General features: G+C 72.7%; 15 protein-coding genes. 6 read left to right on the top strand and 9 right to left on the bottom strand.

Annotation, left to right across the window (positions count from 1 at the left end; translation table 11 throughout):
* The first annotated feature begins 665 nt into the window (after window positions 1-665).
* Window positions 666-3,548 (top strand): helix-turn-helix transcriptional regulator, encoded by a 2,883-nt coding sequence (locus tag ACZ60X_RS26370; RefSeq protein ID WP_469603163.1) that lies wholly within the window; start codon window positions 666-668, stop codon window positions 3,546-3,548.
* Window positions 3,549-3,613: 65 nt separating this feature from the next.
* Here ACZ60X_RS26370 and ACZ60X_RS26365 read toward each other — a convergent pair whose 3' ends face one another.
* The 8 genes from ACZ60X_RS26365 to ACZ60X_RS26330 all read right to left on the bottom strand — a co-directional run bounded on the left by ACZ60X_RS26365 (window position 3,614) and on the right by ACZ60X_RS26330 (window position 15,758).
* On the bottom strand, window positions 3,614-5,746 hold the full coding sequence (locus ACZ60X_RS26365; protein ID WP_469603160.1) for an oxidoreductase: 2,133 nt from the start codon (window positions 5,744-5,746) through the stop codon (window positions 3,614-3,616).
* A 37-nt stretch (window positions 5,747-5,783) separates the two neighbouring features.
* On the bottom strand, window positions 5,784-6,602 hold the full coding sequence (gene chcA / locus ACZ60X_RS26360) for a 1-cyclohexenylcarbonyl-CoA reductase (RefSeq protein ID WP_469603632.1): 819 nt from the start codon (window positions 6,600-6,602) through the stop codon (window positions 5,784-5,786).
* Between the two features lie 41 nt (window positions 6,603-6,643).
* Entirely contained in the window at window positions 6,644-7,813 is a 1,170-nt protein-coding gene (locus ACZ60X_RS26355) for an acyl-CoA dehydrogenase family protein (RefSeq protein WP_469603158.1), read from the bottom strand.
* A gap of 70 nt (window positions 7,814-7,883) precedes the next feature.
* Entirely contained in the window at window positions 7,884-10,895 is a 3,012-nt protein-coding gene (gene aroA / locus ACZ60X_RS26350; RefSeq protein WP_469603155.1) for a 3-phosphoshikimate 1-carboxyvinyltransferase, read from the bottom strand.
* Between the two features lie 90 nt (window positions 10,896-10,985).
* Window positions 10,986-12,215 carry a 3-deoxy-7-phosphoheptulonate synthase gene (locus ACZ60X_RS26345; protein WP_469603152.1) on the bottom strand — a complete coding sequence of 410 codons (1,230 nt, stop codon included), beginning with the start codon at window positions 12,213-12,215 and terminating at the stop codon, window positions 10,986-10,988.
* 443 nt (window positions 12,216-12,658) lie between these two features.
* Window positions 12,659-13,366: an HAD-IA family hydrolase gene (locus tag ACZ60X_RS26340; protein ID WP_469603150.1), complete on the bottom strand. Its 708-nt coding sequence runs from the start codon at window positions 13,364-13,366 to the stop codon at window positions 12,659-12,661.
* 113 nt (window positions 13,367-13,479) lie between these two features.
* On the bottom strand, window positions 13,480-14,598 hold the full coding sequence (locus ACZ60X_RS26335) for a Gfo/Idh/MocA family protein (protein WP_469603148.1): 1,119 nt from the start codon (window positions 14,596-14,598) through the stop codon (window positions 13,480-13,482).
* A complete protein-coding gene (locus ACZ60X_RS26330; RefSeq protein WP_469603144.1) occupies window positions 14,595-15,758 on the bottom strand; it encodes a DegT/DnrJ/EryC1/StrS family aminotransferase in 1,164 nt (387 codons plus the stop codon). The genes ACZ60X_RS26335 and ACZ60X_RS26330 overlap by 4 nt, the downstream gene beginning before the upstream one ends.
* Window positions 15,759-16,101: 343 nt before the next feature.
* Between ACZ60X_RS26330 and ACZ60X_RS26325 the strand changes: the two genes are divergently transcribed.
* From ACZ60X_RS26325 to ACZ60X_RS26310, 4 genes are all read left to right on the top strand, one after another.
* A complete protein-coding gene (locus ACZ60X_RS26325) occupies window positions 16,102-16,539 on the top strand; it encodes a type II 3-dehydroquinate dehydratase (protein WP_469603141.1) in 438 nt (145 codons plus the stop codon).
* Between the two features lie 98 nt (window positions 16,540-16,637).
* Window positions 16,638-17,564 (top strand): GNAT family N-acetyltransferase, encoded by a 927-nt coding sequence (locus ACZ60X_RS26320; protein WP_469603138.1) that lies wholly within the window; start codon window positions 16,638-16,640, stop codon window positions 17,562-17,564.
* A 42-nt stretch (window positions 17,565-17,606) separates the two neighbouring features.
* Window positions 17,607-20,141, top strand: a complete 2,535-nt coding sequence (locus ACZ60X_RS26315) for a non-ribosomal peptide synthetase (protein ID WP_469603134.1) — start codon at window positions 17,607-17,609, stop codon at window positions 20,139-20,141.
* 18 nt (window positions 20,142-20,159) lie between these two features.
* Complete coding sequence (locus ACZ60X_RS26310) at window positions 20,160-21,065, top strand: ROK family protein (protein ID WP_469603629.1); 906 nt, start codon at window positions 20,160-20,162, stop codon at window positions 21,063-21,065.
* Window positions 21,066-21,137: 72 nt separating this feature from the next.
* On the opposite strand, the gene ACZ60X_RS26305 is transcribed toward ACZ60X_RS26310, so the two are convergent.
* A complete protein-coding gene (locus ACZ60X_RS26305; protein WP_469603132.1) occupies window positions 21,138-22,175 on the bottom strand; it encodes a 3-dehydroquinate synthase family protein in 1,038 nt (345 codons plus the stop codon).
* 345 nt (window positions 22,176-22,520) lie between these two features.
* On the opposite strand from ACZ60X_RS26305, the gene ACZ60X_RS26300 reads away from it, so the two are divergent.
* Window positions 22,521-26,638, top strand: a 4,118-nt coding sequence (locus tag ACZ60X_RS26300; protein ID WP_469603129.1) for a beta-ketoacyl synthase N-terminal-like domain-containing protein, incomplete at its 3' end; no start/stop codon positions are given.

The following is a 26,638-nucleotide window of genomic DNA, read 5'->3' as shown; positions in this document are numbered from 1 at the left end:
AGACCGTGCGGATCGAGACGCGCGCCGTGCTCCGACAGCCACCGCCTCGGGTGGCGGGCGCTGCCGGCCCGTGGAGTCGGGGCGGGAGGGCGGCAGCGGGCCGCGAGGTCTGAGAAAGCCGACGTCACGTGCGAACTGAGTGCCCGCGGGCGGACCTTGGTGGCGTCGGCAGGACATCCCGAACCGCCGCCCCACTGTGGATTGGCTCGTTATTGTCTAGGAGCAGAAGGCTTTTTGAGTGGCTTGTTATTGCCTAGGCATGGCAGGGTGCGCGCCATACGAGCCTCCATGAGGGCCGAAGGCCGGAACGGCGGACGGACCGGCTGACGACGAAGGCGTGCCCCGGAGTCGGCCGCCCGAACGGGCACGGCCGCTCGGAGATTTTCCCGCACTTGCCTCGGGCAAGGCCGTCGGCCTGACGAACCGCCGCCCGAAACGTGCCCGTTGCCGGCCAGGACAGCCCGGACGGGAGGGGCGGTCCGCTCGCCGCTCGCAGGGGCGCGGTTCCACGTTCAGTGTGAACGCATTCTCTCTGTGTGACGGACGCGCGGGGGAATTGCGACAGCGGTGTGGACGGTTGCTCTGGCTATCGTTGGCTTCATGATCCTCATATCTGTGATGTGTGGGCGGGGTGTCGGCAGCCCGGATATGACATGGGGGGAGATGTGACGCAAGGAGAAGGCCGCCAGGCTGCCGGCGGCGTCCTGGAGTCGAGCGCAGCGCAGTCCCGGCCACCGGGGCAGCCGTCGACCGTTCTGGTGGAACGCGAGAAGCACATCGCGCCCGTACAGGCGTGGCTGGCTGATCCTCAGCCCACGGCGGGTCAGGTGTTCCTGCTCGAGGGAACAGTGGGCGTGGGCAAGACGGAGTTCCTGCGCGCAGTGACGGAACAGGTCCTGTCCGCCCGTGCGATCCTACTGCACGCCGTCTGCTCTCCCGAGGAGGGGGGTCTGCCCTTCGGTATCCTCCGTCAGCTCTTCGACAGTCCGGCGCTGCCGGCGGAGGTGCGCGGGCGCGTCTCGCCGGTGCTGCGCGGCCTTATGGAGTCGGCCCGCACCGAGGGCGTGCACGACACCGTGGAGCGCAACAGGGCCACGATTCTGTACGACCTCTTCCCGCCGATCACCGAACTGGCCGCTGCCACACCGGTCGTGGTCTGTGTCGACGACATCAACCACATGGACGTGGCGTCGCAGCAGTGCCTGCTGCACCTGGTCCGCCGGATGAGTTCGGCCCCCCTGCTCATGGTGCTCACCGAACTCGCCGAGCCGCGCCGGACCCACTCACCGTTCCATGCCGAACTCCTGCGCCAGCCCTCCTTCGTCGTCACACGGCTCGCGCCGCTCTCACCGGAAGGCGCGCGCTCCCTGATCGGCCTGCGCCTCGGCGCGGCGGCGGCCCGCAGGCTGTGCGACGGCTTCCTCGAGTACAGCGGCGGCAACCCGCTGCTGCTCGACGCGCTCATCGACGACGAGCGGCTGTACGGGGAGGTGCGTCAACAGGGCTACGGCCGCGCGCTGTTGGCCTGCGTGTACCGCAGCGGCCCCGACACGCTGCGGGTGGCCCGCGCGATGGCGGTGTACGGCGACGACGCCTCACCGAGGGAACTCGGGGCGCTGATCGATGCGGACGTCACGACCGTGGAGCGCGCCCTGCGTTCCATGACGGAGGCCGGATTACTGCTGCTCGACCGCTTCCGGCACCCGGTGGCCCCCCGTACCGTGCTGGACGACCTGCCGGCCCCGGACCGGGAGGAACTGCACCACCGGGCCGCGCGGCTGCTGCGCGGCCAGGGCGCCTGTGCCATCGACATCGCCCCGCACCTGGCCGAGGCCGGGCAGGTGCCGGAGCCCTGGGCGCTGCGCGTGCTGCTGGAGGCGGCCTCCGAGGCGCTGCTGCGCGACGAGGTGCACCGCGCCGTGCGGTACCTGGACGCGGCTCAGCGGTCCTGTACGAGCGAGAAGGACCGCTGGACGATCCAGGCCAAGCTCGCCCAGGCCGAATGGCAGCTCAACCCCCTGGCGTCACTGCGCCACCTGATGGCCCTCACGGAAGCGGCGCGCGCCGGCCGGCTGGGCCGCTACGAAGCGATCCTGCTGGTACGGCAACTGCTGTGGCTGAACCGCACGCACGAGGCCACGGACGTGCTCGCCCTGCTGCGCACGAGGCCGGCGTCGCAGCCGTCCGCCGCAGCCTTGGCCCCGCCCGGCGCCCCGGAGGATCCGGCCGAGCTGCACGACATGGAACTCTGGCTCGCCTGCACCTACCCGCCGCTCGCGGGGCGGGTGCCGCTCGGGGCCACGCCGACCGGACCGGAGGGGGCGCCCACCACCAGGGGCAGGACCTTCTGGTTACAGTCGATCGGTGCGCTCTCCGGTGGGCTGATCCGCAGGCGCGGCGGCGAGACCCAGGAATGGGCCTCGCACGCCCTCGGCCAGCTCGACCTCAACCACAACGCCCCCTGGGCCGAGGAAGCCACCCTTCTCGCGCTGATGTCCCTGGTCTACAGCGGTCGTCTGGGCGAGGCCGCCGACCGGTGCCGCAGCCTGGACGACCGCCGCAACGGGCGCCCCTCCCCGATGTGGCAGAGCGTCTTCGACGCGGCCGAGGCGGAGATCCTGCTGCGCCGGGGCGCCTTCCCCGAAGCCGTCCGGCGTGGCAGGTCGGCCCTGGAGCACGTCCCGGTCCAGGGCTGGGGCACCGCCGTCGGCCTGCCCCTGGGCACCCTGATCCTGGCCCACGCCCGCATGGGCGAGTTCGACGAGGCCACCGCGCTCGTCACCCGGAGCATCCCCGACGACATGTTCCAGAGCCGGTACGGCCTGCACTACCTGTACGCGCGCGGACACTACTATCTCGCCACGAACCGGACGCGGGCCGCGCTCGGGGACTTCCTGTCCTGCGGGGAACTCATGCGCAAATGGGGCCTGGACCTGCCCGGCATCGTGCCGTGGCGGACCAGCGCGGCCGAGGCGTGGCTGCTCCAGGGCAACCGGGACCGGGCCAAGCGCCTGGTGAAGGACCAACTGGCCATCCCCGGCCCGGAGGACGCCGTCAGCCGGGCCCTCGCGCTGCGGCAGATGGCCGTGTTCAGCTCGCTGGGGCAGCGCCCGCGGCTGCTCGGCGAGGCGGCCGACATCCTGGAGGCGGCCGACTGCTCCTACGAACTGGCCAGGACACTGTCCGACCTGGGCCGGGCGCACCACGCGCTGGGCAAGCACCGCCGGGCCAGGGTGATCGTCCGGCGCGCGTGGCACGTGGCGCACATGTGCAAGGCGCAACCGTTGTGCCAGGAACTGCTGCCGGACATGAGCGGTGACACGAGGCCGGCGCAGGACACCGAGGGGACGACGGGGCTCGCGTCGCTCACCAACTCCGAACGCAGGATCGCCTCGATGGCGGTGAAGGGCTACACCAACCGGGAGATCGCGGAAAAGCTGTTCATCACGCCCAGTACGGTGGAGCAGCATCTGACACGTGTCTACCGGAAGCTGGCGGTCAAGAACCGCCAGAGCCTGCCGGGATACCTGCGCAGCGACGTCGGCTGACACACCGGGACCGCCGGATCCGCGCCGGCCGCCGGCGAGCCCGTGCGGCAGGTGCGGGCCGGCGGTCACCGCTGGGGCCGCCCCGGCAAGGGCAGCCGGTCCCGTGTCGCCGCGGGCGCCGCGTTCCCCAGGATGCGGTGTGCGGCGCGCAATCCCTGCGCGGTGGCCCGTACGGCGTTGAGACCCTGGGTGCCGGCGGCGCCTCCCGCGGTCTCGAAGCGGACGCCGGTCCGGTGGAGCATGGCGGCGACGTCCTGCTCGCTCTCCTGGCCGGCGGCCAGGACGACGTGGTCGGCGTCCACGAGCCGGCGGTTGCCGTCGGCGTCCACGACGAGCACGCCGTCGTGTGTGATCTCCTCGTACGCGATGCCGGTGAGCAGACGCACTCCAGCGGCGCGCAGTTCCGCCATCACCACCCACCGGGTGGACGCGCCGATCCCGGCGCCGATTCTGCTGCCTCGCCGCATGACGGTCACCTGGCGGGCCCTGCCGGCCGCTCCACCGCTCGTCCCGGAAACCGGGACCGGCGGCGAAGGCCTGGTGACGGCGTGGGCGGCGAGGAATTCCGCCGGAGTGACGGCGGTGGAGGATCGGCTGGTGAGGAGATGGGCCAGGTCGACAGCGATGCCGCCTCCACCGATGATGACGATGCGCGCCCCGAGCGCGTCGGGGTCGGCGAACGCCTGGGCGTAGTCGAGGACGTGCGGCATGGTGTGGCCAGGCAGTTCCGGCCGACGGGGGCGGACCCCGGTGGCGACGATCACGCCGTCCATGCCGCGCAGCAGCGGCACGTCCCGGGCGCCGATACGGTGGCCCAGGCGGACGGGGACGCCCAGCGCGTCGAGTTCCCGGACCCGCCGCCGTACCGTCTCGCCGAAGTCCGTCTTGCCCGGCACGCGGGCGGCCATCCGCAACTGGCCGCCGGGCTCGCCGGCCGCCTCGTACACCTCGACCGCATGCCCGAGTCTCGCCAGGGTGCGGGCGGCCTCGAGCCCTGCGAGCCCGGCGCCGACGACGGCGTACCGGCCCCGGCGCGGGGCGGAGCCGCCGACGGGGGAGCCGGGGAACTCGTGCTCGTGTCCCGCTCGCGGATTCACCAGGCAGGACACCCTCTCGGTGCCGAAGGACCTGTCGATACACGCCTCGTTGCAGGCGATGCAGAGGTCCACCGACGCGCTGCGACCGGCGCGGGACTTGCCGACGACGGCCGCGTCCGCGAGGAACGGACGGGCCATGGCCACCAGGTCGATGTCACCCCCGGCCAGCGCCTCGTCGGCCTGCGCGAGCTGCTGGAAGCGGTTGGAGGCGATGACGGGCAGCTCGCCGTGGCCCGCAGCCCGCAGCGCCCGCTTGACCTGCTCGGCGTACCCGGCCCAGGTCCCCGGCGGCACCTGGGCCTGCACGGTCGGCACGGGCGACTCGTGCCAGCCCACACCCACCGCGAGCGCGTCGGCGCCGGCCTCGGCGAGCGCGACGGCCAGCGCCGCCGTCTGCTGCCACGGCGTGCCGTCGGTGACGAGGTCGGCGCCCGACATCCGGAACAGCACCGGGAAAGCCGGGCCCACCGCCGCCCGTACGGCCCGCAGCACCTCGACCGGCATCCGGCTGCGCCCCTCGGCGTCACCGCCCCAGCGGTCGCCGCGCCGGTTGGTCAGCGGCGCGGTGAACTGATTGAGCAGGTAGCCCTCGGAGCCCATCACCTCCACGGCGTCGAAGCCGAGTTCGCGCGCCGTCCGCGCGGCCCGCGCGAAGTCGGCGACGGTCCCGGTGATCTCCTCCTCGGTCATCGCCCGTGGAACAGTGCGGGAGAACCGGCTGTACACGGCGGACGGCGCGAGCGGCACCCTGCCGTCCTCGCCCCGGCCGCCGGGCAGCGCGTACCGCCCGGCGTGGAAGAGCTGGAGCGCGATGAGCCCGCCGGCGTCGTGCACCGCACGGGCCGCCCGGTGCAGGACCGCCCTGTGGCCGTCGTCGCCGAGCACCCCGTAGCCGGGGCCGCCGGCACCCGACCGGTTCACCGCGGCGCCACCGGTGACGATCAGTCCGGCGCCGCCGCGCACCCGCTCCGCGTAGAAGGCCGCCAGGGCCGCGCCACCGTCGTCCAGGGTCTCCAGATTCAGGTGCATGGCGCCCATGACGATGCGGTGCGGCACGGTCAGCGTGCCGATGTCGCAGGGCCTGAAGACATGATCGAACACTCGCGGTCCCTCCGATCCCTCTCCGTCGGGCCGCCGCTCAGGCGCCGCGCGTCGGCCGGGGCGGCAGCGCGAGCGCCTCGCCCGCGTCCGCGAAGAACGGCGGGGCGACGACGCTGAGTCCGCCGTCGACCACGAGGGTCTGCCCGGTGATGTAACCGGCCCCGTCGCCCAGCAGGAACGCGATGGTGTCGGCCATCTCCTGCACGGTGCCCGGACGGCGCGCGGGGATGCGGTCGAGCACGCCCTGCATGGGCGGCATGCCCTCGACGTCGTAGAAGAACTCCAGCGAGTCGGAGTCGATGAGCCCGCCGTTGACCGCGTTGACCTGGATGCCGTACGGCGCGAACTCCACCGCCATGTAGCGCACCCACGACTCGATGGCGGCCTTCATACCGCCGAGCATCGCGTACGTCGGGTAGGCGCGGACCGAGCCGTAGGAGGACAGCGCGACGATCCGCCCGCCGTCGTCCATCAGCTCGACGGCCTGCTGCGCCCCCAGCACGAACGGCCGCAGGTTCATCGCGTACGAGCGGTCCAGGTGGTGCGGGCCGAGATCGACGATGTTCTTGAACGCGCTCGCCGCCGCGTTGGACACGAAGTGGTCGAGCCGCCCGCAGCGCTGCGCCACCTCGTCGAACAGCGCGGTGACCCCCGCGGTGGTCTCGACGTCGGCCTGGACCGCGAAGCCGCGGCCGCCGGCCTCCTCGACATCCGTGACGGTCTTGTGCGCCAGGTCCGCGTTCTTCTTGTAGTTGACCACCACGGTGCCGCCCCGCCGGGCGAGGGTGAGTGCCAGGGCCCGGCCGATACCGCGCGAGGCCCCGGTGATCAGGGTGACCCGTTCACGCTCGGACATCCGCCCGTCCTGCTCGTCGTGCCGGTTGTTCATCGGAGAGTTCATCGGAGCGTCCCTTCCCCGTCGCGGGCCGCGGCGCGCTGGAGCAGCTCGCGGAAGACCACTGCCTTCTGCACCTCGTTGGTGCCTTCCTCGAAGCGCTGGGCACGGGCGTCGCGGTAGACCCGCTCGATCTTCTGCGACTTCCAGTAGCCGAGGCCGCCGTGCACCTGGAGTGCCTTGTCGGTGACGTTCGTCAGCATCGTCACGGCGTGCATCTTCGCCATCGACGACTGCATCGACGCGTCGGCCGCGCCCTCCTCGAAGCGGCGGGCCGCGTGCAGGACCAGTTGCCTGGCCGCCTCGATGTCCGCCTCGTTCTCGGCCAGCATGAACTGGATGGCCTGGCGCTGGGTGAGCGACTTGCCGAAGGTCACCCGGTGGCGGGCGTACTCCACGGCCAGTTGCTGGGCGCGCTGGGCGAGCCCGACACAGCTCATCGCGACGGAGATCCGGGACGGGGTGAGGAAGCCGCCGAGAAACACCTCCAGGCCCGCGCCCTCCGCTCCCAGCCGGTGGTCCACCGGCACCGGGGTTCGCTCGAAGGTCAGCGACGCGTGGTCGGTACCCGTCACTCCCATCGTCCGGGAGGTGTCCTCGACCGTGACGCCCGGGGCGTGACGCGGCACCAGCAGGGCCACCGTGCCCTCGTGCCCGGTGCTGCCCTCGACGCGCGCGGCCAGCAGAAAGTAGTCGCAGCGCACCCCGAAGGTGATCAGATGCTTGCGCCCCGACAGGTAGTACGTGTCGCCCTCGCGCACCACCGACGTGGTGATGTCCGCGCCCGTGCCGTTGCCCGGCTCGGTGAGCGTGAAGGCGATCTTGATGTCGCCGGTGACCGAGGGGATGACGAAGCGCTTGCGCTGCTCGTCGTCGGCGTGGCCGTCCATGGACCGCCAGATGCCGTTGACGACATGCACGATCATGCGAACGGAGCCGTGCGAGCGGGAGAAGATCTCCATCAGCTCCATCCAGCGCGCGAAGCCGAGGCCGTGGCCGCCGTACTCCTCCGGAGCCGCAAGCCGCAGGAACCCCAGGCCGTTCAGCTCCGACCACAGCTCCTCGGGTACCTGACCGGTCTCCTCGATGCGTTCGGCCCAGCGCTCGCCCGGTCCCTCCACCCATTCCTCGACCCGGGTACGCAACTCGTGGAACCGCTGCTCATCCGTCATCTGCTGCCTCTGTCCTCTTTCGTCTCTCGTCTTTCACCGGTGCGGTGCGCCGGCCCCTGCGGGCGGACTGTCAGACGGCGTCCTCGTCGTGCGGCCGAAGACCGTGGGCCAAGGCCCGCAGCTCGAACTTCTTCACCTTGCCGATCGGGTTGCGCGGCAGCGCGTCGATCCGTTCGAGACGCTCCGGCCAGTACTGCTTGGCCACCTGGTGGCCGTCCAGGTAGCGCCGCATCTCCGCGAACGTCAGCTCCGCCCCGCCGCCCGGGACCACGAACGCGCAGGCGCGCTCGCCCAGCCGCTCGTCCGGCATGGCCACCACGGCGACGTCCGCCACCAGAGGGTGCCCGAACAGCAGTTGCTCGATCTCCGCGACGGGGATCTTCTCGCCCCCGCGGTTGATCACGTCCTTCACACGACCGGTGATCCGCAGGAAGCCGGCGCTGTCGATCGTCGCCAGGTCACCCGTGCGGTACCAGCCGTCCTCGGTGAACGCCTGGGCCGTCAGGTCGGGACGCCCGAGATAACCGCCGAAGACCGTGGGGGAGCGCAGCTCGAAGTTGCCCTCCCCGCCCGCGGGCAGGACGCGCCCCTCGTCGTCCGTGATCCTCAGCTCGATGCCCTCCAGCGCCCGGCCGTCGGAGCCCCAACGCTGCCGCGCCTCGTCCCCGGGCGCCGACAGCGCCCCCAGACAGGTCTCGGTGGTGCCGAACGCCCCGCAGACATCCGCGCCGAGCACGCGCCCGGCGCGCTCGGCGAGGGCACGCGGCACCATCGCGCCCGTCGCCACGAAGATCCGCAGATGCCGCGGTGTCTCGCCGCTCTCCTCCACCGCCTTGACCAGGTCGGACAGGAAGGGCGTCGCCGCCTGCACGAACGTCGCCCGGTGCTCGTTGAGCGACCGCAGGGCTCGCTTGGCGTCCCAGTCGGGCTGCAGGATCTGCGGCACGCCCAGCACCAGTGCCAGCACCATGCCGTACAGGAAGCCCGTCTGGTGCGCGAGCGGCGAGGGCACCCAGATCGCGTCCCGCTCCCCGAGCCCGAGGTGGCGCACCTCCATCGCGGCGGCCCTGAGCAGGTTGCGGGTGGGCTGGGTGACGCCCTTGGGCTCGCTGGTGGTGCCCGAGGTGAACAGCAGCTGCGCCGTCATGTCCGGCGTCGGCACGATCGCGTCGAGGGCGGCGCGGTCGACCACCGTCGTCTCCAGCGCCCGCAACCAGTCGTGCACGCGCGTCCCGCGCACGGAGGTCTCCGGCAGCTGTGCGGCGCCCCCTGCCGCGGCCAGCACCACCACGTGCTCCACGCACACGTCCGACCCGGCCCGCGCGGCCAGGTCCAGTACCTCCTGCGCGGGCCGGCGTGCGCGGTGGCGGTCCGCGACCACCACCACACGGGCCTTGGAGCGCCTGAGCACGAAACCGACCTCGCGCTCGCGGAAGAACGGGATGACGGGACAGCACACGGCTCCGATGCGCAGCGCCGCCAGCGACACCACGACGAACTCGACCCGGTTGGGCAGCTGGTACGCCACGCTCTCACCCGGCCGGACACCGAGCCGCAACAACAGGGCCGCCGCGCGGTCCACCTGGTCCGCCAGCTCGCGCCAGGTGACGACCTCGTCGTGGTCGGAGCGTACGTCGACCACGGCGACGTCGTCGGGCCGGGCGGCGGCCCGCCGGTGCAGCCACTGCGTCAGAGTGGTCCGCGCTGCCGCCTCCGGCACGACCGCCCCCTGCCGGGGGGGTCCGGCGGGGGTGTCCTCCCCGGCGGAGCCCGCCGAACCCTTCTGCACCGACATCGGCACACCGAGGGTGTTCATCGCGTCGAGGAACGACGGGTACGAGATGCGGTACGCGTTCGGATACGTCAGCGACGAACGGCCGCGCGCCCGCGACGACGCGACCGCGAGCGACATCAGGACCCGGTGGTCGTTGAACGACGACAGCTTCGCGCCGACCAGCCCGTCCACGCCCCGCACCCGCAACTCGTCGGCCGACAGCTCCAGCCGGCCGCCCATGGAGTTGAGCTGGAGCATGGCCGCGGCGCGGTCGGACTCCTTGAGCCGGGTGTGCGCGACGTTGCGGAACACCGACTCGCCGTGCGCGAACGTGCCGAGCGTGGACAGGATCGGCAGCATGTCCGGCACGTCTCGGCAGTCGACGTCGACCGCGGTCAGCCTCGGTGCGTCCTGCCGGATGCGCAATCCGCCCGCCTGCGCGTCCAGTTCCATCGGCACGCCCATGGAGCGCGCGATGTCGAGGAAGTGGAACTCCGGATGGTCGGCCGGGCCGCCGCGCAGCGTCGTGATGCCGCGCAGCAGGACGTCACAGGGGTGCAGTGCGGCGGTCGCGATGCCGAACGCGGCCGAGCCGATGTCGGGCGGCAGCGTCAGCTCGACGGTACGTGCCTGCTGGCCGGGCGAGACGTCGAAGCGCCGCCAGCCGTCGGACACGGTGACCTCGAGGCCGAACTGCCGCATCATCGCCACGGTCAGCTCCAGGTAGGAGCGCTCGTTCAGCTCGCCCTCCACCTCGATCGTGGTGTGCCCGGTCGCGAACGGCGCCAGCAGGAGCAGGCCCGATATCCACTGCGACAGGGTGCCCGCGATCCTGACATGCCCGCCGGAGGGCCGGCGGCCCTGCACATGGACGGGCGGGCAGTCGTCCGCCGACTCCAGCCGGACGCCCATCTGCGTCAGCGCGCGCAGCAGCGGGCCCACCGGGCGTCGCCTGAAGTACTTCTGCCCGGTCACCGACACGGCACGGTCCGACAGCGAGGCCAGCCCGATCATGAAGTACAACGTGGTGCCGGAACTGCCGGCGGAGACGGCCTGCCGGCGCGGCCGGTAGCGCCCGCCCAGACCGTGCACCACGAACGTGCCCCCGTCCTTGGTGATCCGCACGCCGAGGTCCCGCAGCAGCCGCACGGTGTACTCGACGTGCCGGGCGTCGGACAGCCCGTGAACGAGGCTGACGCCGTCGGCGAGGGAGGCGAGGATCAGCGCACGATGCGCGTGGTACTTCGAGTTCGGAACAAGAATCTCACCGGTGACCCGGCGCCGGATTCCGTTGACAAGAAGATGCATGAGGCCTGCTACTCCCTGACCATGGAAAGGTGGCCGAGGCAGGAAAGAAACCTGGCCGATGACAGAACCGCAGAATCAGTAACTCGTCTTCTAGGCCTGGTGGATCCGCACTTCGGAAGGACCGGGGGTCTCGCACACCTCCGGGCCCGACCAGGCGGAGATCAGCGCCACGGCCTGCTCGGGGTTGAGGCGCGGGTCGCACAGGCTCGTACGCCGGGCAGCCGCCCCGTCGAGCACGGACAGCTCCGCGACGCACTCGAGCACGTCGTCGGGGGTGGTCTCCAGGTGCAGACCGCCCGCCACACCGCCGGCCGCGGCCACGGCTTCGCGAAATCCCCGGATCTCCCGCGCCAGGCTGCCCAGCAGCCGGGTCTTGAGGCCGTCCGGGGCGGCGACGGTGTTGCCGTGCATGGGGTCGCTGAGCCAGATCACCGGATGGCCGGCCAGCCGGACCGCCTCGACCAGCGCGGGCAGCCGGTCGAGGACCGCCTCCGCGCCCATCCGCACGATGAGGGTCAGACGGCCCGGCTCCCGCAGCGGATCGAGCCGTCCGCACAGGGTGACGACATCCTGCGCGGTGGTCGTGGGGCCGATCTTCACGGCGACGGGGTTGACGACGTCCGCGACCAGGTCGACGTGCGCGCCGTCCAGGCGCCGGGTCCGCTCGCCGATCCACGGCCAGTGGGTGGAGCCGAGCCAGCGGTGGCCGTCACCCAGATCACGGATCATGGGCAGTTCGTAGTCGAGGACCAGCGCTTCGTGGCTCGTCCACACCCGGGACCCGGCCGGCGGCTGGGCACCGTGGGCCGCCGCGCCGCGCCACCCCAGGTGCTCCATGACATCGCTCGCCGTCATGTAGGCGGTCAGGAGGCGTACGGGATCGTGCCGGCGGCTTTCCGGATCCGGCTCCGGACCGTTGACCATGTGCCCCCGGTACACGGGCAGTTCCAGGCCGCCGACGCGCTCGACCGGGTTCGAGCGGGGCTTGGCGAACTGGCCCGCGATGCGTCCGACGCGTACGACGGGCCTGCCGGTCACCGTCCGCAGTTCCTCGGCGAGCAGGCCGAGCAGGGCGGATTTGCGCCCCACGTACTCGGCGCCGCACTCACTCGGGTTCTCGGCGCAGTCCCCGGCCTGCATCACCTGCGCCTCTCCACGGGCCACCTGGGCCAGCAGGGTCCGCAGCGCACGCACGTCCTCCACCGTGACCAGCGGCGGACGGTCCGCCAGGACCTCGCGGATGTGCCGCACCTGCGACGGGTCGTCCCACTCCGGCTGTTGCAGGGCCGGCTTGCGCATTTCCGTGACGGCTTTTCCCACGTCGGGTCTCCGGTGAAATGTCGGTCGGGATGTGAATGCGCTCATGGCAGGCGGGTCCTCGAAGGGCCGTCGGCAGCCTTTGCCGGCCGCCGCAAGAGCCCGGGAGCGGATGGTGACCCCTGCCGTGTGTACTCCACCGAATTTCCTCTCTCGGATTTCCGGAGCGGCGGTTCTCAGGGGTGGAACCACCTCGTCGCGACAGTCCGGTCCACAAGCCGGCGCCCCGCGAACGGTCCTGCCCGAGCCTCCCACCGATGCGCCGCCGCCCCAATCCCCTGGGGATCCCCTACATCCCCCCTAACCGGTACCGCCCTGCGGCTGCCGACGCCTGGTCAGATGGCATGTCCCGAGGCGGGCGCCGCCGGGCCGCCCCCTGGGCGGAGCCGGCGGGCAACGCGAAGACCCCGCCCGGATGGGCGGGGTCTTCGCGGCGGGTCGGTCGGTCAGGACATCCGGGACGTGCCGATGCACACCTCCAGCAGCTCCGCCGGGTCCCGCAGGACGACGTCGGGATGCTGCGCGAGGAGGGTCTCGGCGTCGCTCTCGCCCCACAGGGCGGCGATTGCGGTGACGCCGGCGCCCCGCGCACTGGCGAGGTCGGTGACCGCGTCGCCGATCATGGCCGTCCGGGACGGGTCGCAGCCGAGAACACCCACCGCCTTGAGCACGATGTCCGGTGCGGGCTTGGGACGGGCGACCTCGTCGGAGCCGATCACGACGGTGAACAGGTCCAGCAGCCCGAGCTGTTCGAGCAGCGAGCGGGCCCGCGGTCCGCTCTTGCCGGTGGCGACGGCGAGCCGGATCCCGCGCGCCCGCAGCTCACGGAGCATCTCCGGTACGCCGTCGAAGACCGAGACGAGATGCGCGAGCCGGTAACTCTCCCGGACGAACGGCTCCTCCATCTCCAGTGGCAGGCCCATGATCCGCATGATGTCGGGGAAGTAGCGGCCCAGGTGCCGCTCGTACTCCGCGAACGGCGGCTCGCCGCCTCCCACCACTTCCGCGTAGGCGGTCCGGAACGCCTCGCGCATCACCGCGAAGCTGTTGACGAGCACCCCGTCGAGGTCGAAGACGACCGCGCCGACGGGCTTCGCCCGATGGATACGGGTGCCCGGGGCGGCGGGGTCTCGGCTGGTTCCCAGACTGTCCATGGTGCTGTGGCGCTCTCTTTCGTGAGGCGGCAGGGTCGGGCGACGAGCCGCTGCCGCGGCGGTACGGGCAGCGGCGCCGGCCGGCAGGCGGCCGGTCGTGCCGGTCATGCCGGTCATGCCCGGGTCGGCTGCGGTGTCTGCTGCGCGGCACGGGCCGAGGCGTAGACCCGCTCGATGGCGCCGATCGTGCGTCGCACCTCCGCGACCGCCCGGCCCGGCCCGGCCGGGTCCCGCAACAGGGCGGGCAGCACGTCGAGTTGCCGGTCGTACTCCGTGCCGACGGGTTCCGCGGGCACCGGGAGCGGGCGGGTCGTGCCGTCGCGGGTGAGGGTCAGCTCCGGGCGGGCCAGCCGGTTGGGGCTGAAGCCGAACGTGCAGCGCAGGGTCGCGCTGCCCGCGCTGCCGTCGACCCGGACCCGGGTGACGTCCAGTTCCTCGTGCGACGCCCAACTGGCGTGCACCGAAAGGGAGATGCCGTCCTCGGTGACGAGGAAGGCGCGGGCGGTGTCCTCGACGTCGACGGGACCGGCGGTCGGACGCTCCTGCCCGGCCTCCTCGGTGCGCCAGGAGACGCGCGCGCTGTCCTGGGCGATGAAGTCGCCGGAGACCACGCCGGTGACCTGTGCGAACTCCGCGGAGCCCAGCAGCGGCGCGGCGATGTCGAACAGGTGCCAGCCCAGGTCCACCAGGGCCCCGCCGCCGGACAGCCGGCGCTGCGTGAACCAGCCGCCCGCGTCGGGCACACCGCGGGCACGCACCCAGGACAGCTCGATGTGGCGCACCCGGCCCAGTTCGCCGAGGCCCGCGAGGAGCGCCCCCACATCGGCGCGGTGGCGGGCGGCGCTGCCCGCCAGGAGCCGGGCCCCGCCGACGCGTTCGGCCTCGGTCAGAAGCTCCGCCTCCAGCGACGTCAGGCACACGGGCTTCTCCAGGAAGACCGCGATGCCCTTGCGGAGCAGGCCGCTTGCGATCTCGCAGTGCAGGTGGTTGGGCACGGCCACGACGGCCAGGTCCACCTGCGCGGGGTCCACGTCGTGCACGGCAGACAGGACCGCGGTGCCGGGGTCGTCGGCGGCGACGGCCGCGCGCGAGGCCGGGTCGGGATCCACCGCCGCGTACACGGTGAAGGCGGGGTGCCGGCGCAGCCGGGGCAGCCAGATGGACCGCGCGGCCCAGCCGAGGCCCACCACGGCGGTGCGGATCGGCCGGCCGACGAGACGCGCCGCGCTCATGAGCCGAGCACGTCGGCGATGACGGCGGCGACCTCGTGCATCTGCTCCTCGGAGCCCAGCAGCGTACGGTGGTGTAGCCACAGGCAGTCCGAGGTGAGCGCCTCGGAGTGGGGGCAGCGGCGGGCGAGTTCGTCGACGGACGCCTCCGGCGCCCCGATCTCCCAGAAGGCGTCCGTGCGGTAGATCGAGCGGAACGCGACGAACGCGGGGACGTCGCGCTCGACGAGGGTGTCGACGACCTGGGCACGCCGCTTTTCGGTGATGCCGGGGACGCGGAACATGGCCATGTAGTGGGGGTTGCGGTCGCAGCGGCGGTCCAGCCGCTGCGGCACCACACCGGGGATGTCGGCGAGCAGCGAGGACAGCAGCGGCCAGCGCTCCTCGCGCGTGGCGATCTGCCCGTCGAGGCGGCCGAGCTGGGCGCGCAGCACCGCGGCGGAGAACTCGTTCATCCGGAAGTTGGAGCCCGAGGTGCGGTGGAAGTAACCGCGGTCGTCGCGGGGCCGGCCGCAGCTGTGCCGGACGAAGCCCTGCTCGGCCATCTCGGCGTTCGGGAACAGCACGGCACCGCCCTCGCCCGCGGTCATGAGCTTGCCGTTCTGGAAGGAGAACGCCGCGACCGAGCCCAGCTCGCCGACGCGCCGGCCGTTCCAGGTGGCACCCTGCGCGTGCGCGGCGTCCTGGATGAGCGGCACCCCGGAGTCCGCGGCGATCTTCTCCAGGGCGTCCATGTCAGCGAGTTGCCCGGCCATGTGGACGGGCATGATGGCGCGGGTCCTCGACGTGATGGCCTGCTCGGCCGCGGCCGGATCGATGCAGTAGGTGTCCGGGTCCACGTCCACCGGCACCACGACGGCGCCGAGGCGCTGCGCGGCCTGGGACGAGGAGATGAACGTGAAGGCCGGGACGATCACCTCGGTGCCGGGGCCGACACCCATGACCTCCAGGGCCAGTTCGAGGGCGTGGGTGCCGTTGGTGACCGCCAGCGCGTGCTCGCTGCCGTGGTACCGGGCGAACTCCCTCTCGAAGGCGTCGACTTCACCGCCGCCCATGCGCCACCACTGCCCCTGTTCCAGCGCACGGATCAGGCCGGTGCGTTCCGCGTCGTCGTACTGCGGCCACGCCGGAAGGTCTGAGTTCAGTCGCACACCACTGCTCATGCTGTTCCCTACTCCTCGGTCTATGCGTATGCGAATTGCTTCCGCATCGATCGTCATGGAGGCACGACACCATCTGCCTCTCGCGGACCGGGTGTCCACGCGGACGCCGGCGCCGGAACGCGCCGTCGGTGCGGTCCGCACACCGGGCCGTGCCGTTCGGCACGCACCCCCGGCGGGGTCGTCGCGATCGGCACGCTAACCCAGCGGCCGACACGTCGTATTCCCCTGGGGACCCCCCTATGTGCCCCCTTCCCCGCAGGCGCGGTCGACCCCGGTGTTCACCTTCTGCCGCCGTGCTATAAAAAGCACTTCCGCAACAGTCCCGTAGAGCGCGAGGTGCGCAATGAGCAGGCTCCTGTTGTTGAACGGACCGAATCTCGGCATACTCGGTACCCGTCAGCCCGAGATCTACGGAACGGACACGCTCGCCGACATCGAACGATGGGTCGCCGAGGAAGTCGCACCCCGCGGCTGGAAAGTCGAGGCGCTCCAGCACGACGGCGAGGCGGAGATGATCCGCTCCATCCAGGCCAACTACGACACCGTGGGCGCAATCATCAACCCGGCCGCCCTCATGATGGCCGGCTGGGGGCTGAGGGACGCGCTCGCCAACTATCCGCGCCCGTGGATCGAGGTCCACCTTTCCAACGTCTGGGCGCGCGAGCAGTTCCGCCACGAGTCGGTGACCGGCCCGCTCGCCACCGGCGTGATCTTCGGACTGGGCGCCACGGGCTACCGGCTCGCGGCCCGCGCGCTGCTGGACAAGGTCACCGACAGCTGACCCGGCGCCCGCCCCCGACCAGGACACCCCCGCACCCCGCGGAGCAGGCCCTCCGCGACGTCGCCACGGACACCACTGAAAGCCGAGGACACGACAGCATGCACCAGGCAAAGACGGCGGCATCGGTACTGGCTGCCCACCGCGACCGACTGCGCCCCGTCGACCGGCTCATCCCGGAGGCCGATCCGCTCCCGGAGCCCGCCGACGGCCAGGAGATACTCGAAGCCGACGGCGCGCAGGGCCTGCTGACCCACACCCGGGTCGCCGCGCACGAGCTGGAAGCCGTGCTCGGCCCGCTCGACCGCTGGGAGTTCACCCCCAGGGTCTCGGGCCCCGACGCGATGGCGGCGCTGCTCACCCGCCTGACGCAGTACCTGGACAGCCACCCGCAGCGCCCCGGCGAGGACTCCATGGCCGCCGTCGAGTGGCCCAGCCGCGACGTCGAGATGACCGCGGTCTTCCGCGCCTTCGGGTTCGTCCCCGACTTCGTGATGATCGGCCGGCTCAAGGGCAACGACCTGGTCGCCGAGCCGGGCAACGTCCACGTGCGGCGCGCCACCCCCGACGACAGCGAGGAGGTCTACGCACTGCAGATGGTGGAGACGCGCTTCGACGCCGCCGTCAGCGGTGCCGTCGAGCGCGCCACCACCGAGGAACTGCTGCGCGCGCAGGTCGCCGAGTCGCTCAAGCTGGACGAACCGATGATCTGGGTCGCCGAGTACGAGGGCCGGATCGTCGGTATGCACCGCGGCGAGGACCCGTCCGAGCCGCAGCAGGCGTGGCTCGCGACGAAGATCACCGCCACGCCGGTCGCGCACCTGGTCTGCCAGGCCGTCAAGGAGGGCTATCGCGGCCTGGGGGTGGGCACCTCCCTCGCCAACCACGTCCACAGCGAGCTGGACGCCATGGGCATCGGCGCGGCAGTGGGCTACCACGCGATGTTCAACCCGATCTCCATGCCGTTCTGGCACCGCGTCGGCTGGCGGCCGTACTGGAACCGCTGGGTGCGCACCCCGGCCGTCTGACCGCGCCGTGACGAGAATCCGTACGAGCCCTGGGGAGTGAACATGCTGGTGAAGGCGCTGGAGGAGCGGGCCGACGCCGCTGCCGACCACACGGCCCTCGAATGCGAGGGCGTGGAGCTGACGTTCCGGGCGGCGCACGAGCGGGCCAACCGCCTGGCCCGCCACCTGGTCGGCCTGGGGGTGGGGCCCGAGAGCGTCGTCGCGGTGATGCTGCCCCGCTCCACCGACCTGCTGGTGACGCTGCTGGCGGTGCTCAAGGCCGGCGGGGCCTACCTCGCGCTCGACCCGGAGCACCCCGCCGAGCGCGTGGCCTTCCAGGTCCGCGATGCCGCCCCGGTCGTCCTCGTGACGTCGGCGCGCATCGACGCCGACCGCACCGACCTGGGCATCGCCCGGGTCGTACTGGACGATCCCGCGACCGCCGAGACGCTGGCGGCGCTGCCCGCCGGCCATCTGACGGACGCCGAGCGGGCCGCCCCGGCGGGGCCCGAGGACCTCGCGTACATCATCTACACCTCGGGCTCCACCGGCACCCCCAAGGGCGTCGAGATCCCCGTGCGCGCCCTGCACAACCTGCTGGAGGCGATGCGGGAGCGGCTGGCCCTTGGGCCCGGCGACCGCATGCTGTCGGTCACCACCGCCACCTTCGACATGTCGGTGCCCGAGCTGTTCCTGCCGTACTACACCGGCGCCCGCGCGGTCATCGCGCCCCGTGCCACCGGGCAGGAACCGCGGGAACTGGGCGACCTGATCATCCGCAGGCAGATCGGCACCGCCCAGGCCACCCCCACCCACTGGCACATGCTGGCCACCGTCAGCCCCGAGGCCCTGCGCGGCCTGCGCATCCTCATCGGCGGCGAGGCGCTGCCGGAGAAGCTGGCGGCCACCCTGCTCGAACTCGGCGCCGAGGTCGTCCAGTGGTACGGGCCCACCGAGACCACCGTGTGGTCCACGGTCCACCCGGTCACCGGTCCCGGGTCGGCGGCCGTCATCGGCAAGCCCCTGCGCAACACCCGGCTGTACGTCCTCGACGAGGACCTCGTGCCCGTCGAGCCAGGCACCGAGGGAGAGTTGTTCATCGCCGGCGCGGGTGTGGCCCGCGGCTATCTGAACCGGCCCGAGCTGACCGCCGAGCGTTTCCTGCCGGACCGGTTCGGTGACGGCGCCGGGCTGATGTACCGCACGGGCGACGTGGTGCGGATGCGCCCGGACGGCGACCTGGAGTACGTCGGCCGCGCCGACCACCAGGTCAAGCTGCACGGCTTCCGGGTGGAGCTGGGCGAGATCGAGGCCGCCCTGGAGCGCTCCGAGGACGTCGACCAGGCCGCGGCGACGGTCCGCGAGGACCGGCCGGGCGACCGGCGGCTCGTGGCCTACGTGACGGCCGCGACGGGCCGCGTGCCCGACGTCGGGCAACTGCGCGACGAGGTGGCGAAGACGCTGCCGCTGTACATGGTGCCGTCGGCCGTGGTGGCCCTGGAGGAGTTCCCCCTCACCCCCAACGGCAAGCTCGACCGCAAGGCCCTGCCCGCACCCGTCATCGCCCACACCGCCATGGTCGAGCAGCATCTGACCCAGTCGGAACTCATGCTCAGCCGGCTGTTCGCCGAGGTCCTCGGCGTGCCGCAGGTGGGCCCACGCGACAGCTTCTTCGACCTCGGCGGCTCCTCGGTGCTCGCGGCACGGCTGCTGGCGCGGGTGCGCGCCGAGATGGACCTGGAACTGTCCATCCGGATGCTCGTGGAGTCCCCGACGCCGGCCGAGCTGTCCCGGCGGCTGACCGGTGAGGCGCCGCAGGACTCCTTCGCCGTACTCCTGCCGCTGATGACGAAGGGCTCCGCGCGGCCGCTGTTCTGCCTGCGACACCTCGGCGGCACGGCTTGGTGCTACGGCGTGCTCGCCCAGCACTTCAGCCTGGACTACCCGATCTACGGCCTCCAGTCGCACACCTTCCAGGAGTTCGACACGCCCGTCGACAGCGTCGCCGCCATGGCGGCGGACTACGCGGACCGCATCCGCGGCGTGCAGCCCCAGGGCCCCTACCGCATCCTGGGCTGGTCCTTCGGCGGAGTCCTGGCCCACGCCGTCGCCGCCGAGTTCCAAAGGCGCGGCGAGGAGATCGAGTTCCTCGGCGTGTTCAATACCAACCCACACATCACGGACAAGGAGGACCGGGACGAGCAGGGGCTGATCGAGCTGATCCTCCTGATCAACGGCAAGGACCTCGCCGACTACGCGCGCCCGCTCCGGTACGAGGACATCGCCGAGTTCGCCGACATGGCGACGAACTACGCCTGGCGCGGCAGGAAGAGCGCGGCGGAGACCTTCGTCGAGACCATGCTGACCGACCTCGGCGCATGGAAGAACCACCGGCCCGAGAAGTACAGCGGCACCATGCACCTGTTCGCGGCCGACCCCAGTCCGGTGGCCGAGGCGGCCTCCAGCGAGGCCTGGGCGCCCTACGTCGCGGGCGAGATCGTACGCCACGAACTGCACTGCGGCCACGAGGAGATGCTCAGCAGCCCGCGCGTGCTGCGCCAGGCCGCCGCGATCGTCACCGACCACCTGAGAGACTGACCGGGCCGGGAGGCAGCCATCCGTTACCACCTGGGCATCGACGTCGGCGGCACCAAGGTGGCGCTGCGCGCGGAGCACGAGGACGGCACCGTGCGCGAGAGCGGCTTCCGGTGGCCGGTGGCCGCCGGCGCGCGGCCCGCGGACGCGGCGGCGGACCTGGACCTGCTCGTCCGCCACGTCCGCGAGCTGTGCGCCGCCGGCGAGCCCGCGGGCGTCGGCGTGGCGATGCCCGCCACCCTCGACGGGGCGGGCGTCGTCACCGCCTGGCCCAACCGCCCCGGCTGGGTCGGCACCGACCTGGCCGGGGTGCTGCGCACGTTCTTCGGCCCCACGCCGGTGCGCTGCGCGGACGACGGCGACCTCGCCGCGCTCGCCGAGGCGCGCGCGGCCGGCCGCACCGACCTGCTGTACCTCGGGGTCGGCACCGGCGTCGGCGGCGGCATCGTCCTCGGCGGCAGACTGCTGCCCGGCCCGTCCCGCGGCTCCTGCGAGGTCGGTCACCTGGTCGTGGACCGGGCCGGACAGCGGTGCGACTGCGGACGGCACGGCTGTGTCCAGTCCGTGGCGTCGGGACCGGCCGTGCTGCGCCGGGCGGCGCGGGCCCGGGGTGCCGAGGTGTCCTTCGCCGAGCTGGCGCAGGCGCTCGCCGACGGCGTGCCCTGGGCCACCCACGCCGTGCGGGAGGGCTGCGCGGCGCTGGCCGCGGCCGCCGTCGGGGTGAGCGAACTGCTCCGGCCCGAACTGGTCGTGATCGGCGGCGGGTTCGCGGCCGGCCTGCCGGGCCTCACCGCCACGGTGGCGGCCGAAATGGCGCGACTGGCCCGCCCCGGGCACCCGCTGCCGCCCGTGGAGGCCGCCCGCCTCCACGGGCTGTCCTCGTTGCGGGGGGCGGTCCTGCTGGCCAAGGGGCCGCAGGGCGTCTGAACTGTGGTGACCTGAGCCGGCGGTGGCGGTCCCCGTCCGTGCGGGCCGCCACCTGCGGCTCAGGCGGGCCGTTCAGCCGGCCGCGCGCGGCATCTGCGCCAGCACCCGCGCGACGACGTCCTCGGGCAGACCGGACACCAGCTCCGGCCCGTGCCTGCCGTCCAGTACGAAGGTCAGCCCCTTCGTCGCCTTCTTGTCCCGCCGCATCAGTTCGATCAGCCGCTCCGGAGCGACGCCGGCGGGCAGTTCGTGGGGCAGCCCGTAATGCCGTACGACCTCCAGGTGCTCCACCGCCCGTGGCGCGTCGATCCGGTCCAGGGCGCGGGCGAGCCGTCCGGCGAACACGGTGCCGATCGCCACGCCCTCGCCGTGCCGCAGCCGGAAGTCCGTGGCCAGCTCCAGGGCGTGGCCCAGGGTGTGGCCGTAGTTGAGCAGATGACGCAGGCCCGTGTCGCGCTCGTCGGCGGACACGATCTGCGCCTTGCGCGCCACGCTCGCCGCGATCTGCTCGCGCAGCGGCAGCTCCCGCAGGTCGCCGGCGCCGATGAAGTGACAGCGGGCGATCTCGCCGTAGCCGTTGCGCATCTCCCGCTCGGGCAGGGTCCGCAGGTAGTCGGTGTCGCAGAGCACCGCGCTGGGCTGCCAGTAGGTGCCGATGAGGTTCTTGCCCTCGGGTACGTTCACCGCGGTCTTGCCGCCGACGCTGGCGTCCACCTGGGCGAGCAGGGAGGTCGGCAGGTGCACCACGGGCACCCCGCGGTGGTAGAGGCCGGCGGCGAGGCCGACCACGTCCGTCGTGGTGCCGCCGCCGACCGACACGACCACGTCGGTGCGGGTCAGGCCGAAGCGCACGAACGCCCGGCACAGCTCCTCCACCGTGCCGAGGGTCTTGTCCGCCTCACCGTCGCGCGCCCGCACGACCAGCGAGGGCACCCCGGGATCGGGGGTCCACTCGTCCGGCCGGGCGGAGACCACCGCAGCGCGCCGCGCGCCCAGCTGCCGGACGATCACGGGCAGCGAGTGCCGGACCCCGGGACCGATGTCGACGGGGTAGGAGCGGTCGCCGAGTTCCACCCGGATCCGGGTGTGCCGACGCGTCGAATTCGTCATGTCCGTTTATGTCCCTTTCCCTGTCGCCCCGCCGTCGCCGGACGGCTTCCGAGGAGTAACTTTCTTCTCCTCGAATGTCCGCGGCAATCGCGGGCCGTTTTTTCACGGGCTTATTCGGGTGGACGGCCGAAACGCAATGATCCTGCGGCGCTGGAGCCTATTTCCGGCGGTCCGCCGCCTCAAACTTCTCCTGGATTGATTCTGGTCACCCTGATGGTTGGGGAGACATAGGGGGGTAGTGAGGGGGGTGCCGAAGGGCGTCGGATGACAAGACTGTTCCGGGTAGGGCGAACATCTGCCATTGCTGGCTGCCCGTCTGCTGTCACCCCGGAGGGATGACGACACATGTTGCGCACGGAGCTGATCCGACCCGTTCCCGAACTGCTGGTTCACCAGGCCCGGCGCTTCGGGTCCAAGGTCGCCTACAGCGATGCCTTCAGGAGCGTCAGCTACGCCGAGCTGGAGCTGCGCACCCGACGGCTGGCCGGGCATCTGGCGGAGTTGCGACTGCAACCCGGCGACCGCGCGGCCATCTGTCTGGGCAACCGCGTGGAGACGGTCGAGAGCTACTACGCCATCACCCGGGCCAGCGCCATCGGCGTCCCCGTCAACCCGCAGAGCAGCGACGCGGAACTCACGCACATCCTCGACGACAGCGGCGCCCGGATCGTCATCACCGACCACAACCACGTGGCGCAGCTGCGCCGACTGCTGCCGCAGCGCCCGCACCTGACGGTCGTCCTGGTCGGTGACGAGGAGACACCGTCGGACTTCCTGCCGTACGAGACGTTCGCGACCCGGGACCCGGCCACCCCGGCCCGCGACGACCTCGGCCTGGACGACCTGGCGTGGATGCTCTACACCTCCGGCACCACCGGCAGGCCCAAGGGCGTGCTGTCCACCCAGCGCAACTGCCTGTGGTCGGTGGCCGCCTGCTACGTGCCGGTGCCCGGACTCGGCCCCGACGACCGCGTCGTCTGGCCCCTGCCCCTCTTCCACAGCCTGTCGCACATCGCCTGCGTGCTGTCCGTCGTCGCCGTGGGCGCCGGCGCCCGCATCGTCGACGGCCTGTCGGCCGAGGACGTGCTGACCGCGCTGCACGAGGAACGTGCCACCGTGCTCGCCGGCGTCCCCACCCTGCTGCACTACCTGCTCGACGCCGCCCGCGAACGCGGCTTCGCCGCACCCCGGTTGCGCGTGGCCCTGGTCGGCGGCGCCGTCACCACCGCCTCGCTGCGCCAGTCGTTCGAGCGCGTCTTCGGCGTCCCGCTCATCGACGCCTACGGCTCCACCGAGACCTGCGGCTCCATCACCGTCAACTGGCCCTCCGGCGACCGAGCCGAGGGCTCCTGCGGCCTGCCGGTGGTGGGCCTGGGCGTACGGCTGGTGGACACCGAGACCGGCGAGGACGTCGCCGACGGACACGAGGGCGAGGTGTGGGTGCGCGGCCCCAGCGTCATGGCCGGCTACCACAACCAGCCCGAGGCCACCGCCGCCGCCTTCAAGGACGGCTGGTACCGCACCGGCGACCTGGCACGCCGCGACCAGGCCGGCTACTTCACCATCACCGGCCGCAAGAAGGAACTCATCATCCGCGCCGGCGAGAACATCCACCCCGGCGAGGTGGAGGAGGTCCTGCGCACCGTCCCCGGCGTCGCCGACGTCGCGGTCGTCGGCAAGCCGCACGACGTCCTCGGCGAGGTGCCGGTCGCGTTCATCGTCCCCGGCCCGCAGGGGCCGGACACGGAACGGCTGTTCGCCGAGTGCCGCGACCGGCTCTCCTACTTCAAGGTCCCCGAGGAGCTGTACGAGACCGAGTCGATCCCGCGCACCGCCTCCGGCAAGATCATCCGCCATCGGCTGCTGGAGACCCGCGCCCGGCTGCGCGCCACCAGCAGCGGCCTGTACGACTCGCTGTTCCGCGTCGACTGGATCCCGCGCTCCCCGCTGTCCCTCGGCGGCCCCCCGCGCGAGCCGGGCCGCTGGGCGCTGGCCGGCCCCGACCGCCTCGGCCTGGCTGCCGCCCTGGACGACGCCGGCGCACCGTGCGAGGTCCACGTCGATCTGGCCACCGCCCACGCAGCTTCCCGCCCTGCGGCCCAGGGCGGCCCCGGCGTCCTCCTCCTGGACCGGACCGCCGGCGCACCCGGCCCGGCGCACCTGTCCCCGGCCGGCGTCCGGGAGTTCGCCACCGCCCTGGAGGACTGGCTCGCCGACGAGCGGACCGAGGGCGTCACCCTCGTGCTCCTCACCCGCCGCGCCGTGGCCGCCGGGGACGGCGAGGACGTGCAGGACCTCGCCCACGCCCCGCTGTGGGGCCTCGTCCGGGCGCTCCAGACCGAACACCCCGGCCGGCTGGTGCTCGCCGACCTCGACGCGGACGGGCTCGGCGAGCACGGGGCGCGGCCGCTGACCGCCGCCGTGGCCGCGGGCGAGCCCCAGCTCGCCATCCGCTCCGGCGTCGTACTGCTGCCGCGCTTCGCCCGTGTCTCCATGGACCGGGACGAGCCGCCGCTGGCGCCGCTCCGGCCGCACGGCACCGTCCTGGTCACCGGCGCTGCCACCGCCCAGGGCACCGCGCTCGCCCGGCACCTCGTGACCGCGCACGGCGCCCGCCACCTGCTGCTGACCTTCGCGCCCGGGCACGGCGACGAGACCGTGCAGACGCTGCGCGCCGAACTCGCCGCGGCCGGCGCCCAGGTCACCGCCGCCGCCTGCGACCCCGGTGACCGCACCGCGCTCGCCGCACTGCTGGCGCAGGGCGAACGGCCGCCACTGACGGCCGTGGTCCACGCGGAGGAGGCCACCGGCACCGGCACCGCAGCCGAGGCGGCACACGTCCTGCACGAGCTGACCGCCGGCCGCGACCTGGCCGCGTTCGTCCTGTGCTCCTCGCCGCTCGGCGTCCTCGGCGCTCCCGGCGCCGGCGAGGCCGCGGCCGAGAGCGCCGCGCTCGAGGCGCTGGCACAGCACCGGCGTGCCCACGGCCTGCCCGCGCTGTGCCTGGCCTGGGGCCCCTGGCGGGACGCCATGGCCGAGGGCGCCGAGGACGCGGTCCCCTACGCGGCGGGCGAACTGACCGAACAGCAGGCCCTGGTGATGTTCGACGCCGCGCACGCCGCGGACGAGGCGGCGTTCGTCGCCATGCGCCTCGACAACGCCGCCCTGCTCGGCGGCCCCGTCCCTGCCCCGCTGCGCGGCCTCGTCGACACCACGGCCCGGCAGGCCCCCGCCGACGCCGCGGACGTGCGCGAACGCCTGGAGCCCCTGACCGCAACCGAGCGCGCGGAGAAACTGCTGCGGCTCGTGCGCGCCGAGGCGGCCGCGGTCCTGGGCCGGACCGATCCCGACGGCATCCCTGCCGACCGGGCCTTCAAGGAACTGGGCTTCACCTCCGTCATGGCCGTCGCCCTGCGCGACCGGCTCGGCGCGGCGACCGGCCTGCGGCTCCCCGCCACCAGCGCCTTCGACCACCCCACCCCCGCGGCCCTCGCGCACCGGCTGCTGGCCGAGGTCTTCGGCGAAGCCGCCGACGGCCGCACCCGGCCCCAGCCCGCTACGACCGGCCCGGCCCACGACGAGCCGATCGCCATCGTCTCGATGGGCTGCCGGCTGCCGGGCGGCGTCACCTCCCCCGAGGAACTGTGGCGCCTGGTCGCCCGGGGCGCCGAGGGCCTGTCCCCCTTCCCGGCCGACCGCGGCTGGAACCTCCAGGAGCTGTACGACCCCGACCCCGGCACCGCCGGCACCTCCTACGTCGAGGTCGGCGGCTTCCTCGACGACGTCGCGGGCTTCGACGCGGGCTTCTTCGGCATCTCCCCGCGCGAGGCGCTCGCCATGGACCCGCAGCAGCGGCTGCTTCTGGAGACCTCGTGGGAGGTCTTCGAACGCGCCGGCCTGGACGTGACCGCCCTGCGCGGCGCGGACGTCGGTGTCTTCGCCGGCGTCATGTACCACGACTACACCGCGCGGGCGGTGCGGCCCGCGAAGGAGATCGAGGGCTACCTCGGCGTCGGCGGCGCGGGCAGCGTCGTCTCCGGCCGGGTGGCGTACACCTTCGGCTTCGAGGGCCCCGCGGTGACAGTGGACACGGCCTGCTCGTCGTCGCTGGTGGCCCTGCACCTGGCTGCCCAGGCGCTGCGCTCGGGGGAGTGCTCCCTGGCGCTGGCCGGCGGTGTCGCGGTGATGGCGACACCGGGCAGCTTCGTGGAGTTCTCGCGGCAGCGGGGCCTCGCCCCCGACGGCCGCTGCAAGGCCTTCGCCGCCGCCGCGGACGGCACCGGCTGGTCCGAGGGCGTGGGCCTGCTGCTGCTCGAACGGCTTTCGGACGCGCGCCGCAACGGCCACGAGGTGCTGGCCGTCGTGCGCGGCAGCGCGGTGAACCAGGACGGCGCGTCCAACGGCCTGACCGCGCCCAACGGCCCCTCCCAGCAGCGTGTCATCCGGCAGGCCCTCGCCAACGC

The organism is Streptomyces sp. NPDC104106 (genome assembly GCF_055584345.1).
This window is presented reverse-complemented; position numbering and strand designations above follow the sequence as displayed.